The organism is Kitasatospora griseola (genome assembly GCF_044999035.1).
Classification (GTDB): Bacteria; Actinomycetota; Actinomycetes; order Streptomycetales; family Streptomycetaceae; genus Kitasatospora; species Kitasatospora griseola.
The window spans coordinates 6,943,241-6,955,998 of the sequence record NZ_CP173360.1; the positions used below are offsets into that span (position 1 = coordinate 6,943,241).

General features: G+C 74.3%; 9 protein-coding genes. 8 read left to right on the forward strand and 1 reads right to left on the reverse strand.

Translation table 11 applies throughout. From position 1 onward, the window contains the following. Positions 1-152 precede the first annotated feature (152 nt). Complete coding sequence (gene tyrS / locus ACI1MP_RS31320; RefSeq protein WP_404870055.1) at positions 153-1,562, forward strand: tyrosine--tRNA ligase; 1,410 nt, start codon at positions 153-155, stop codon at positions 1,560-1,562. Between the two features lie 320 nt (positions 1,563-1,882). Here tyrS and ACI1MP_RS31325 read toward each other — a convergent pair whose 3' ends face one another. Further along, positions 1,883-3,457: a CehA/McbA family metallohydrolase gene (locus ACI1MP_RS31325; RefSeq protein WP_404870056.1), complete on the reverse strand. Its 1,575-nt coding sequence runs from the start codon at positions 3,455-3,457 to the stop codon at positions 1,883-1,885. A 557-nt stretch (positions 3,458-4,014) separates the two neighbouring features. Between ACI1MP_RS31325 and ACI1MP_RS31330 the strand changes: the two genes are divergently transcribed. The 7 genes from ACI1MP_RS31330 (at position 4,015) to ACI1MP_RS31360 (ending at position 12,735) form a co-directional block, all read left to right on the forward strand. Then, entirely contained in the window at positions 4,015-5,616 is a 1,602-nt protein-coding gene (locus ACI1MP_RS31330) for a sensor histidine kinase (RefSeq protein ID WP_189275520.1), read from the forward strand. Next, positions 5,613-6,020, forward strand: coding sequence for a roadblock/LC7 domain-containing protein (locus ACI1MP_RS31335; RefSeq protein WP_083462070.1), 408 nt, complete (start codon positions 5,613-5,615; stop codon positions 6,018-6,020). Before ACI1MP_RS31330 ends, ACI1MP_RS31335 begins: the two co-directional genes overlap by 4 nt. A 13-nt stretch (positions 6,021-6,033) precedes the next feature. Continuing rightward, a complete protein-coding gene (locus tag ACI1MP_RS31340; protein ID WP_043908365.1) occupies positions 6,034-6,381 on the forward strand; it encodes a DUF742 domain-containing protein in 348 nt (115 codons plus the stop codon). Next, positions 6,362-6,979: an ATP/GTP-binding protein gene (locus ACI1MP_RS31345; protein ID WP_380333669.1), complete on the forward strand. Its 618-nt coding sequence runs from the start codon at positions 6,362-6,364 to the stop codon at positions 6,977-6,979. The genes ACI1MP_RS31340 and ACI1MP_RS31345 overlap by 20 nt, the downstream gene beginning before the upstream one ends. 35 nt (positions 6,980-7,014) lie before the next feature. After that, positions 7,015-8,460, forward strand: a complete 1,446-nt coding sequence (locus ACI1MP_RS31350) for a cytochrome P450 (protein ID WP_404870058.1) — start codon at positions 7,015-7,017, stop codon at positions 8,458-8,460. A 426-nt stretch (positions 8,461-8,886) separates the two neighbouring features. Further along, positions 8,887-9,762 carry a helix-turn-helix domain-containing protein gene (locus tag ACI1MP_RS31355; protein WP_404870059.1) on the forward strand — a complete coding sequence of 292 codons (876 nt, stop codon included), beginning with the start codon at positions 8,887-8,889 and terminating at the stop codon, positions 9,760-9,762. 246 nt (positions 9,763-10,008) lie between these two features. After that, complete coding sequence (locus ACI1MP_RS31360; RefSeq protein WP_404870060.1) at positions 10,009-12,735, forward strand: ATP-binding protein; 2,727 nt, start codon at positions 10,009-10,011, stop codon at positions 12,733-12,735. The last annotated feature ends 23 nt before the right edge of the window (positions 12,736-12,758 follow it).

A 12,758-nucleotide genomic window follows, 5' to 3' on the forward strand; every position in this document is an offset into this window, starting at 1 on the left:
CGGCGGCCGGGCCTCCGGATTCTTGGACGACCTGTGGTGAAACCTGCCTGCCTGTGCGCGGGTGCGGTGTGCGGTCGTCGTTTTGGTGGTGCTTTCTGTGCGGGGCGGGTGCGTCCGATCGTCCGTTGTTCCTGTACCCCGAGAGGATGGCCATGGCCGCCACCGCATTCGACCGCAGCATCGAGCTGATGAGTGAACTGATCGAGAAGGAGGACGAGCTCAGGGAGGGTCCGGCGCTCGGCCGGCTGCTGGAGGTGCTGGCGGAGCGGCAGCGCGCGGATCTCTCCGAGCTGGCCCCGGAGCGGCAGGCCGAGCTGCTGGGGGCGCGGGCGGCGGCCGTGCTGCCGGGTGACCGGCAGTTGGCCGAACTGCTCGGGCAGGGGCGGGCGTTGACGGTGAAGTACGGGATCGACCCGACGGGGGCGGAGGTGCACCTCGGGCACGCGGTGCCGATGATCCTGGCCAGTCGCCTGCAGCGGATGGGCCACCGGGTGGTGTTCCTGGTGGGGGACGTGACGGCGCGGATCGGCGACCCGTCCGGGCGCAGCGCGGAGCGGCCGCCGCTGACCGCCGAGGACGTGACGCGCAATGTCGCGACCTACCGCGAGCAGGTCGGGCCGTTCTTCGACTTCGAGCGGGCCGAATTCCGGTTCAACAGCGAGTGGTTGGGCCCGTTGACGCTGCCGGACTTCCTCGGCGTGCTGTCCCGGCTGCCCGCCTCGGCGGCGCTGCAGCGGGAGGACTTCCGGACCAGGCTGGCCGAGGGCAGCGGGCTGACGCTGGCCGAGTTGGTGTACTCGGTGGTGATGGCGCTTGATTCGGTCGAGCTGGTCGCCGACATCGAACTCGGCGGCCTGGACCAGCTGTTGAACCTCCAGATGTGCCGCCGGGTGCAGACGGTGCACGGCCAGCAGCCGGAGGTGGTGCTCGCGACGGGCCTGATCGAGGGCACCGACGGCACCGGCGCCAAGATGAGCAAGTCCAAGAACAACTACGTCGGACTGTCCTTCCCTGCCGAGGAGATGTTCGGCCGACTGATGGCCTGCGCGGACCGGCTGCTCCCGGACTACCTCCGACTGCTCACTGAACTCCTGGACGAGGAAGTCGAGTTGCTGCTCGCCCAGGCTGCCGACGGCCGCCGCCACCCGATGGCGGTGAAGACCCTGCTGGCCGCCGCCGTCACCGCCACCGTGCACGGCGCCCCGGCCGCCCTCGCCGCCCGGGACGCCTTCCGGGCCCGCTTCTCACAACGCCGCTTCTCCGACGCCGGCCCGCTGCCCGCCGTGGACGCGGCCCGGCACGGTGCGGCGACACCGGCCGAACTGCTGGTGAAGGTCAGCGGCGAGCTGCCGAGCCTCAACCAGGTCCGCCGGGTCGCCGACGCGGGCGGCCTGAAGCTGGTGGTGGAGCGCCTCGACGGCGGGCAGCACACCGTGCCGCTGTCCCGTGCCGACGCCGACGAGCGCCTGCTGGTGGTGCTCGGCACCCACGAGCTGGCGGGCGCGAGTGCGCAGCGGCGGGTGTTCCTGCGCTGCGGGCGGAAGGTGGTGGAGCTGACGTAGCGCCGGGAGCGGCGCCATCGGGCCCCCAGGGCGGGGCCCGATGGCGAGCGCGGATGGGATCAGGCTTCGTGGAGCCGGGTCAGCGGCGGGTGAGGACGGCCGTGCCCTCCGGGGTGACGGTGACGGCGTTCTTGCGGCGGTCGGAGGGGGTGCGGGGTGCGCAGGACGAGGCCCTCCGCCTGGCGACCATGTCTTTGGGCCGACGGCCGTCCGTTGGCCCGGCCGCTCCGCCTGCCCACTGTCGCCCCGGGCGGCGCTCTGCCGTCGGCCTCGGCCGCGACGTCGCCCTCGTCCGACTCTCGATTGAAAGTGACGCATCGTCAGAAGACGTGCAGCGCAATCGGGTTGGTGAGTGCCGCCATCGGCCCCCACGGGAGGTCGGGGCCCATGGAGTTGCCCTTGCCCGGGGTGCCGTCGGGCTTGGGGTGGCGGACTTCGGCGCGGACGTAGGTTGCCAGGGAGGCGGTGGTGCGCCAGGTGATCGTGCCGGTGCCGGTGCCGGTGGCGGGGAGGGACTCCTGGTGGAGTTGGCCCTCGTCGGTGATCAGGCGGACGGTGCCGTTCGGGACGCCGGAGACGGCGAGTCGGATGTCGACGGGGGCGTCGGCGGGGACGGTGAGGCGCTCGCCGATGCCGGCCTGCCGGCCGTGGCCGGTGGCGGTGAACTCCAGCTGGACGGCCGCGGATTCGGCGATCCAGGAGCGGCCGGCGCGCAGGCCGGCCAGGATCGCGGTGCGGTGGAGGTCGTCGGCGAGGACCACGTTGTGCGGGGCGCCGATGACCTGCGGGGCGCTGTGGGCGTCGCTGTTGCCGAGGGCGGGGAGCCAGTTGCGGCCCTCGCGCAGGGCGGTGGCGAGGTTGGCGTCCCAGGTGTCGACGGCGGATTCGTCGTCGTACGTCCAGGGGCCGTTCCACACTTCGACGCCGTCGGCGTCCTGGTAGCCGAACTTCCACTGGCAGGCGACGTAGGGGCAGTAGGGGTGGGCGGCGACGACCAGGCCGCCGGACCGGTGGACCTGGCGGGCGAAGCGCGGGAACTGTTCGTCGCGGGCCCGGTAGCGCCAGTCCACGAACTGGCCGGGGGTCAGGCCGAGGGCCAGCCAGTGGCCGTTGCGGGTGGTGACCTCCTCGCCGGGGACGATCAGCAGGTCGGGTCCGGCCAGCGGTCCCCAACTGCCGTGCGAGGAAGAGGTGTTGTGGTCGGTGGAGACGATGAAGTCGAGGCCGGCGGCGCGGGCTCCGGCGGCGACCTCGGCGGGCAGGCGGCGGCCGTCGGAGTGCACCGTGTGCAGGTGGCAGTCGCCGCGGTACCAGGCCCGGCCGCGGCCGCGGGCCCGCTCCGGCGGGTAGGCGGGGGTGAAGGCCGGGCCGGGTGCGCCGAACCGGAGGGTGACCTGCACGGTGTAGGTCAGCCCGACGGGGGCGACCTGGTACGGGCCGAGGACGACGTGCCAGGTGCCGGGGTTGATCGGCCCGGGCAGGTAGCCGGGCGTGGCGGCCTCGCGGGACAGGCTGAACTCGGTGCGGAAGCCGCCCGACCAGCCGCGGAAGCCGTCGCCGCCGAGGGCGGTGCCGCGCTCGTCGAAGATGCCGATGTCGCAGGAGTTCCCGGGGGTGCCGGGCGGGACGGCGGGCCGGTCGTAGCAGTAGGAGACCGCGATCTCCCGTACGCCGCGCGGCACTTCGACGGGAAGGTAGACGAAGTCGGGCGCGCCGGTGAGGAGTCGGCCGGTGAGCGTGAGCACCTGATCGTCGGAGGGCGTCTCGGCGTGCGCCCGCCCGGCGGATCCGGCCAGTCCGACGGCGGCGACGGCGCCGGTGGCCAGGCCGGTGCGCAGCACGGCGCGACGTCCGGGCAACGTGCCGTCGGTCGAGGGGAGTTGGGAGTCGGGCACGGCGGCCTCCGGAGCTTCGGCGGGCGGGACGCAAGGCTGCCTACCCGGCGGGGTGAACCGGCGGTGAGGTGCGGCCCACCGGTGGGCGGAGAGGTGGTGAAAGTCGTCCGGACGTCCGGCGCGGAGGTTCGGTGTGTCGCGTGAACGCCCGGCATGAATATGACGAACTGATCATCCGTCAGTAATATGCCGCTTAAGGCTCGTTCCTCCTGTCCGGAGGCGCGGGCCGTGTCGCTGTCGGTCTTCGAGCGCGGCCCTAGCACCATCACAGGGCCTGCCGTGCGAGGAACGCCGCGACTGCCGCTCGTCCGGGTGAATCCGGGCCGGGAGGCTGCTGTGGGGTGCCCGGTGCGACAAGCCTAAGAGCCCCGGCGAGGGGCGCACGAACCTTTCCGCCGCGTGTTCGACACCTCCGTCGACCGGCACAACTCTGCTGGTGGAACGGGATGCTGACGAACCGTCGGAGCTGTCGTGCACCGGCTATGCTGCTTCGCGCCCGGGCCCCGCCGCACCGCCCGGACCCGCGTTCCCATCCCTTTGACCGTATGAGGACACCGATGCTTCGACCCGGATCGTCGCCAGGAACCCGGCTGCCCGCAGCCGTACTCGTCGGCCTGCTGCCCGCGGTCGTGATCGGCGTGACGGTGGCCCTCGCCAAGACCGCCGGGCCCGGACAGTCGATCTCGGGAATCCTGCTGTGCGGTCTGGTGGGAACCCTGACGGTGGCGGCGGTCGGCTTCGCGGCGGCCCACCGGGGCGGCGCCCTGGAACAGGCCCTCGCGGACGGCGCCCGGCAGGGCGAGGAACTGCGCGCCCGGCTGGCCCGTCAGCAGGCCGGCATGCTCGACCTGGCCAAGAACGAACTGCCCGAGGCGGTCGACCGGCTCCAGCGCGGCGAGTTCATCACCGACGTGCTCCGCTCCTACGAGCAGCGCCACCTGGCCGAGGCCGGCGAGGACTTCCACGAGGCCCGGCACGCCGTGCTGCGCGCCGTCCTCGACGCCGTCGACAACGAGGAGGCGATGCGCGAGTCCGCCCAGCGCGCGTTCGTGAACATCGCCCGCCGCGTCCAGGCGATCGTCCACCGCCAGGCCCTCGACCTGCGGCAGATGGAGGAGAGGCACGGCGACCTGCCCGCGGTCTTCGACGACCTGCTGATCCTCGACCACGGCAACGCGCTGATCGGCCGCCTCGCCGACTCCATCGCGGTGCTCGGCGGCGCCCGTCCCGGCCGCCAGTGGAGCCGTCCCGTCCCGCTGTTCAGCGTGCTGCGCGGCGGCATCTCCCGCATCCTCGACTTCCGCCGGGTCGAACTGCACCCGGTCTCCGAGGTCGCCGTCGTCGGCCCCGCCGTCGAACCGCTGATCCACGCGCTGGCCGAACTGCTCGACAACGCCACCCGCTACTCGCCGCCGCAGACCGACGTCCACCTCACCGCGGTCGAGGTGCAGACCGGCATCGCGATCGAGATCGAGGACGGCGGCCTCAGCCTCGGCGAGGAGGGCCGGGCCCGCGCCGAGCGGATGCTGGAGGAGGCCCAGTCCGGCATCGACCTCAACGACCTCGGCGAGACCCCGCGGCTCGGCCTCGCGGTCGTCGGCCGACTGGCCCGCGCCTACGGCTTCCAGGTCTCGCTGCGCCCGTCCGCGTACGGCGGCGTGCGCGCCGTGCTGATCGTCCCGCAGCGCTACATCACCACCGCGCCCGCGCCCAGCCGCGCGCACGGCATCGGTCGGATGGCCACCGGCCACCCGTCCGTGATCCAGCAGCACCCCAAGCACCCCGAGAACCCGGTGTGGAGCCCGCCGGCCGAGCAGCCGACCGCGACCCACACGCCGTCCGGCGGATTCGCCGCCGCTGCGGCCTTCCCGCCCGCCGAAAGCCGGCCGCGGGTGCCCGCGCCGTCCCCGGCCGAGGACGACTACCCGGTGGTGACCGAACGCACCGCCAACGGCCTGCCGCAGCGCCGCCGCCACGCCGCGCCGCTGCGCCCGGGCGGGTCGGCCCCCCGACGGCAGGCGCCCGCGCCCGCCGCCGAACCGGTCCAGCCCGGCCTGTGGTTGGCCGCGTTCACCGACGGGGTCAACGGCAGCACGCCCAGCGATCCGTCGGACGGCCGCCACGCCAGTGAAGAGTCAGCAGGGAAAGGCGAGAAGTGATTCAGCAACGGACCAACATGGACTGGATGCTCAGGGACCTCGCGGAGAGCGTCCCGCACGCACGGCACGCCATCGTCCTGTCGGCCGACGGCCTGCGGCTGGCCCAGCACGGCACCGACCCGGACACCGCCGACCGGCTGGCCGCGGCCTGCGCCGGACTGCAGAGCCTGGCGCACGCGGTCGGCAGTGAGTTCCCGCACGGCGACGGCCGGATGCGACTGGTGGTGATCGAGGTCGGCGGCGGCTTCTTCTACCTGATGGCGGCGGGCTCCCGGGCGTTCCTCGCGGTCCTCGCCGACGAGGGCGTGGACGCCGGACTGGTCGGCCAACGGATGCGGGACCTGGTGGCCCGGATCGGCGAGCACCTCACCACACCCGTCCGCACCGGCGAACAACTCGCGTGAGTCGGGGACTCCGATGAGCAACTGGGAAGAGGTCGGCCCCGAGCGGTTCTTCGTGATCACCCGGGGCCGCGACCGGCAACACGCCGTGACGGACTTCGACCTGGTCACGCTGGTCGTCGCCCGCTCCCGGCCCGAACCCACCATGCAGCCCGAGCACGCGGCGATCCTGCGGATCTGCGGCTCGCCGCTGTCGGTGGCCGAGATCTCCGCATACCTGAGCCTGCCGAACAGCCTGGTCATCGTTCTGCTGTCCGAGCTGCTCGGCACGCACAAGATCGAGGCCCGCGCCCCCATCCCGGCGGCAGCCCTTCCCGACCTTTCCCTGTTGGAGGCAGTGATCCATGGACTTCAGCGGCTCTGAGCCGGTGCGCGGGCCGCGCGAGGCCGAACTGCTCCCGGCCACGGTGGCGGCCGCCGTCAAGGTCGTCATCGTCGGCGGCTTCGGGGTCGGCAAGACCACCCTGGTCGGCTCGGTCAGCGAGATCCGCCCGCTGACCACCGAGGAGACCATGACCGAGGCCGGCGTCGGCATCGACGACTTGGCCGGGGTGGAACGCAAGAGCTCCACCACCGTCGCGATGGACTTCGGCCGGATCACCATCAGCGAAGAACTCGTGCTGTACGTCTTCGGCACCCCCGGTCAGGAACGCTTCTGGTTCCTGTGGAACGGCCTGTTCGAAGGCGCGCTCGGCGCCGTCGTGCTGGTCGACACCCGCCGTCTGGAGGTCAGCTTCGACGTCCTGGGCCGGCTGGAGGACCGCGGCGTGCCGTTCGTCGTCGCCGTCAACTCCTTCCCCGAGTCCCCGGCCTACCCGCTCGACGAACTGCGCGCGGCGCTCGACCTGCCGCCGCACGTCCCGATCGTCGAGTGCGACGCCCGCACCCGGGAGTCCAGCCGCGACGTGCTGATGGCCCTGATGCGCTACCTGTACGAGCTCGCCGCCCAGCCCGTCGGCTGACGCCCCGCACCGTCCCGATCTCCTGGAGAACTTCCGTGATCCCCGAAGAGCGCACGTACAACGGCGCCGTCCCCCCGCCGGGTTGCCCGGCCCACGGCGCCACTCCCCTCCAACAGGACGACCTGCGGCGGCTGTTCGGGCCGGAGGCCGAAGCCGACCCGGCCGGCCTGTACGAGAAGCTGCGCGCCGAACACGGCGAGGTCGCGCCCGTGCTGCTGCACGGCGACCTGCCGGCCTGGCTGGTGCTCGGCTACTCCGCCAACCTCACCGCGATGCGCACCCCGTCCCGGTTCTCCCGCGACTCCCGGCGCTGGACCGAGTTCCAGGAGGGCCGGGTCGCCCCCGACTCCCCGGTGCTGCCGGTCATCGCCTGGCAGCCGACCTGCTCGTTCGTCGACGGCGAGGAGCACCGCCGGCTGCGCACCGCCGTCACCGACGGCCTCAACAACTTCGACCGGCGCGGCATGCGGCGCTACGTCACCCGCTTCGCCGACCAGCTGATCGCCGAGTTCGGCTCCATCGGCAAGGTCGACCTGGTCTCCGAGTTCGCCGAACACCTGCCGATGCTGGTGATGACCCAGCTCGTCGGCATGCCCGAGGAGTACGGCCCGCGGCTGGTCGAGGCCGCCCGCGACCTGGTCCGCGGCACCGAGACCGCCGTCGCCTCCAACGAGTACGTGGTCGAGTCGCTGCGCCGCACCATGGACCGCAAGCGCTCCGACCCCGGAGCCGACCTGGTCACCCGGCTGATGCAGCACCCGTCCGGCCTCACCGAGGACGAGGTGCTCCAGCACGTGCGCTCGGTGCTGCTGGCCGCCAACGAGACCACCATCAACCTGATCGCCGAGACGCTGAAGATGGTCCTCACCGACGGCCGCTTCCGCGCCCACCTGTCCGGCGGCCAGATGACCCTGCCCGACGCGCTCGACCAAGTGCTGTGGGACTCCCCGCCGTTCATGCTGGTCCCCGGCCGCTGGGCGACCGGGGACACCGAGCTCGGCGGCCGGCACATCAAGGCCGGCGACATGCTGCTGATCGGCCTGGCCGCCGGCAACGCCGACCCGGCGGTGCGACCCGACCTGAACCAGCCGCTGTTCGGCAACCGCTCGCACCTGGCGTTCGGCAGCGGCCCGCACGAGTGCCCCGGCCAGGAGATCGGCCGGGCCATCGCCGAGACTGGCATCGACATCCTGCTCACCCGCCTTCCCGACCTGCAACTCGCCGTGGAGGAGAAGGAGTTGGTGTGGCGTGGCAACTGGATGTCGCGGCACCTGACGGAACTCCCGGCCCGCTTCACCCCGCGCGTCGCGTTCCAGCCGCAGGACCCGACCACCACCACCAGCGCCCCGGTCGTCTCCACGCCCGAGCCCGCGCCGCACACCCCGCCCGCCGCGACCGTCCCGCCGGCCGCGCCCGCGCCGGTCGTGCCGGAGCAGCGGCGCGGCTGGTGGGCCGGTCTGATGGCCAAGCTGCGCGGCTGAGACCTCGGGTGAACAGGGCGACGCCTCCTGTGCCGGTCTTCCGGTGCCGGGGGCGTCGCTTTTGGCGTCCGGTCGGGCATCGGTCGAATGACCAGTCGTCGGTGGTGGCGCCGTCCGGGCCCCGGCCTCGTTCCGGGTGGCATCGGTGCAGGTCAGAGCAGGTTTTGGTGCGCCGGCAGGTGACCGGCGAGTCGCGGGCTCGGGCGGGTGGGTGGTTGGCCGGCGCCGGAGTGGCCCGGTAGGAATGTCGCAGAGCGAGGGGGCGCGACGCAGCCCGGACGGACTCCGACCGGCGCGCTCCTCGCCCGGCCCGCCCACTGCACGGCGTGAACGTTCGACGCACCGATCCCGCACCGATCGGACGTGGTCGAACTTTCCCGGAGCGAGGCCGCATCCACCTTCGGAACGACACGATGGGACCCTCCCATGCACCACTCGGGCACCGGCGCACTCCTGTCCGCCCCCACCGAACCCTCGACCACCGCCCCGGCGGCGGGCTCCGGCAGCGGCCGCCTCGACCTGCTGCCCGTGCCGCAGGGCGCCGACGACGCGCACTGCGTCCACGTCACCCTGCACCTGGCCGGGGGAGCGGTCCTGCGCCGCCCGCACGGCGAACTGCCCGTCGCCGCAGGCGACCTGGTGATCAGCGGCGGCCCGCACCCGGTCAACCTGCTGCGCGGCGCCGACTGCGCGAGCCGGGTCTTCCGGGTGCCGTGCCAGGCACTGGGCATCTCCGCGGCCGAGGTACGGGCCGCCGGCGCCCTGCACGCCCCCGGCTCCACCGGCGTCGGCTCGCTCGCCTCGCAGTTCCTCGCCACGCTGGCCGCGCACTCCGACGGCCTCGTCCCGCTGGCCCGGATCCGACTGGCCCGCAGCGCCGCCGACCTGCTCGCACTCCTGATCACCGACCTGCTGGACGAGGACGCCCCCGGCCGGTCGGGCGGCTCCGCCGCGCTGCTCACCCGGATCCGGGCCCACATCGAGGGGGCCCTGACGAGGCCCGACCTGTCGCCGGAGTCCGTCGCCCGCGCCCACTGCATCTCGGTCCGCTACCTCCACAAGCTGTTCCAGCAGGACGGCACGACCGTCGGCCAGTGGATCCGCCACCGCCGACTCGAAGCCTGCCGCCAGGAACTCGACCGGCCGCCCCACCGCCGAGTCCCGGTCGCAGTCGTCGCCGGGCGCTTCGGCTTCGCCAGCCCCTCGCACTTCAGCCGGGTCTTCCGCGAGGCCTACGGCCTGACCCCGACCCAGTGGCAGGCCCGCACCGACGCCCGGCTCGCGGGGGTGCAGGCCGGCTGACGGTGGTCGGGGGCCGCGTACCTGGGTCCGTCCGGGCTGTGGCTGCCGAGCGGTTCGGGATGCCCCCGGCGGCCGCGTGACGGAGGGCGGGGTGTCGCGTGGCAGGATGGGCGGGACTTGACGGATCAGTGGAACGACGAGGTCAGCGACGTGACGACCGCCCCTGCCGGCACCGGATCGGGGGGCCTGCGTAGGCCGTCCGAGGTTTCGGGGGCCGGTCGCCCCCAGGTTCCGGGGGAGCAGTCGTTGCTCGGCCGGGACGCCGAGTGGGCGCAGATCGCCGAGTTGGTGGAGTCGGCGGTCGGTGCGGGCCGGGGGTCGTCGGTGCTGGTGGTGACCGGTGAGCCCGGCGCCGGGAAGACCTCGTTGCTGGACCGGGCTGCGGACCGGGCGGCCGCGGGCGGGGCGCTGGTGCTGCGGGCCCGGGGCAGTGAGAGTGAGCACGGGATCGGCCTGGCCGGGCTGCACCAGTTGGTGCGGCCGCTGCTGTCCGGTGCCGGGCGGTTGCCGGAGAGCCAACGGCGGGCCGTGCGCGGTGCGTTCGGCATCGGGGCGGGGGCGGGGGAGCCGGTCGATCCGCTGCACCTGCGGGTCGGGGTGTCGACGCTGGTCGGTGACGCGGCCGCCCGGCGGCCGCTGTTGCTGGTGGTCGACGACCTCCAGTGGCTGGACCTGGGCTCGCTGGACCTGCTGGCCTTCATCGCCCGTCGGCTGGACGGCGAGGCCGCCGCACTGCTGGCCGCGGCCCGGGAGGACACCGTCCCGCTGCGGTTCGACCGGGACTTCCCGCAGGTGACCGCCGGGCCGCTGGACCGGGCCTCGGCGGGGCTGCTGCTGGACGCCCAGCCGGTTCCGCCGTGCGGCCGGGCGCGGTCGCGGATCCTTCAGGAGGCGGCGGGGAACCCGCTGGCGCTGGTGGAGCTCAGCCGGGCCCTCGCCCACGGCCGGGTCGAGTCCGGCGGCAGCAGGGCGCTGCCGTTGACGAAGCGGCTGGAGAACCTGTTCGCAGCGGACCTGCCGGACCTGCCGGCGGACACCCGGCGGGCGCTGCTGCTCGCCGCGGCCACCGACACCGGCGAGCTGTCGGACGTGGTCGGCGCGGCCGGCGGCCTGGACTGCCTGGGCGCGCTGGAGCCCGCCGAACGCGCGGGGCTGGTCCGCATCCAGGACGGTCTGCTGCGGTTGCGGCACCCGCTGGTCCGGTCCGCGATCTACGGAGCGGCGTCGTTCACCGAGCGCAGGTCCGCGCACCTGGCGCTGGCGGGTGCGCTCGTCCATGAACCGGACCGGCGGGCCTGGCACCTGGCGGCCGCCGCGACCGGCCCGGACGCGGAGGTCGCCGACGCGCTCGCCGCCAGCGCCGAACGCGCCCGCAGCCGGGGCGGGCACGCCGCCGCCGCGGCCGCGCTGGAACGGGCCGCCGACCTGACGCCCGATCCGGAGCTGCGCTGTCAGCGGCTGCTGGCCGCGGCCCGGTCCGCGATGTTCGGCGGACACCCGCAGTGGGTGGGCGAGTTGACCGCCCGGGTGCCCGGGTACACCGACCGGCCGGACCTGCGGGCCCAGGCGGGCGTGTTCTCCGGCTGGGCGCTCGGGTTGACGCTCCGTCATGACGCGGCGCTGGAGACCCTGTTGGCCGTCGCCGAGCAGCACGTGGCGGCGCTGCCGGACGCCGCGCTGTCGGCGCTCGGGATCGCCGCGACCTCCGCCTTCGCCTCCGGCGACCCGTTCCACCGGGCCGAACTGCGGCGGCTGGCCGAGCGGTTGGCGGACCTGCCCGAACCGAACAGCCAGGCCTGGATCGCGGCCGCCACCGCCCCGCACACCGGCCGCGCCCGCGCGCTGGAGCTGCTCGCGGCGGCGAACGCGGCGATGGGGGAGGACGACCTGAGCGCCCTCACCGTCCTCGGCGGCACCGCCTGGTGCATGGACGAGACGGCGCTCGCCGTGGAGCTGCTCGGCCGCGCCCTGGACCATCTGCGCCGCGCGGGCACGGCCGGTACCAACGCCACCGTCTCGCAGGCCATCGCGCTCGCCCAGTACGAGTCGGGGGCCTGGACGGCGGCCCGCAACAGCACCGAGGACACGCTGTGGATGGCCGCCGAGGCGGGCGCGGAACTGTCCGCCGTCGGCACCCGGATCCTGCAGGCCACCCTGGACGCCCGGCAGGGCGACCCGGCGGCCCGGGAGCGGGCCGAGGCGGCGGTGCGCGGCGTCGACCTGCGCCGTTCGCTGGCCCTGCAGGTGCGCCACCGGGTGGCGCTGTCGATCGCGGCCACCGCGGCCGGCGACCACGCCGAGGCGTACCGGCAGGTCCGGGCGCTGTTCACGCGGGACATCCGGCCCCGGCCGGTGCACTACCACGCCTCGCTGTACTACCTGGGCGATCTGGCGGCGGCCGCCGTGCACGCCGACGAGGTCGCGGACGCCCGGGCGGTGTTCGAGTCCGTCCAGCCCGACCTCGGCGACGACCGCTCGCCGCGGCTGCACGCGATCGTCGAGCGGGCGGCGGCGCTGCTGGCCGAGGGCGAGGACGCGGAGCGGCACTTCCGGGCGGCGCTGGCCGATCCGGCCGGGGCCGGCTGGCCGTTCGAGCGGGCGCTGGTCCAGCTGGACCACGCGGAGTGGCTGCGGCGCCGGCGGCGGTCCGCGGAGGCCCGTCCGCTGCTCGGCGCGGCGCTGGAGACGTTCCGGCGGTTGGACGCCGGGCCGTGGCGCGACCGGGCGGCCGCCGAACTGCGGGCGGCCGGCGCGGAGGTGCCCGCCGCCGACGCCGGGGCGGCGCAGGAGCCGCTCACCCCGCAGGAGCGCCGGATCGCCGAACTCGCCGCCCAGGGACTGACCAACCGGGACATCGCCGCCCGGCTCTACCTGTCGCCGCGCACCGTCGGCTACCACCTGCGGAAGGTGTTCGCCAAGCTCGGCATCCGGGCGCGCGCCCAGCTGCGGGACGCGCTGGGCGGGCTCGCCTGACCACCGGACCGCCTGGCGGCCCT

Bases quoted from the DNA above. Each gene is read 5' to 3' on its own strand.
- tyrS (WP_404870055.1), top strand. From the start codon at position 153: ATGGCCGCCACCGCATTCGACCGCAGCATCGAGCTGATGAGTGAACTG.
- ACI1MP_RS31330 (WP_189275520.1), top strand. From the start codon at position 4,015: ATGCTTCGACCCGGATCGTCGCCAGGAACCCGGCTGCCCGCAGCCGTA.
- ACI1MP_RS31355 (WP_404870059.1), top strand. From the start codon at position 8,887: ATGCACCACTCGGGCACCGGCGCACTCCTGTCCGCCCCCACCGAACCC.
- ACI1MP_RS31340 (WP_043908365.1), top strand. From the start codon at position 6,034: ATGAGCAACTGGGAAGAGGTCGGCCCCGAGCGGTTCTTCGTGATCACC.
- ACI1MP_RS31345 (WP_380333669.1), top strand. From the start codon at position 6,362: ATGGACTTCAGCGGCTCTGAGCCGGTGCGCGGGCCGCGCGAGGCCGAA.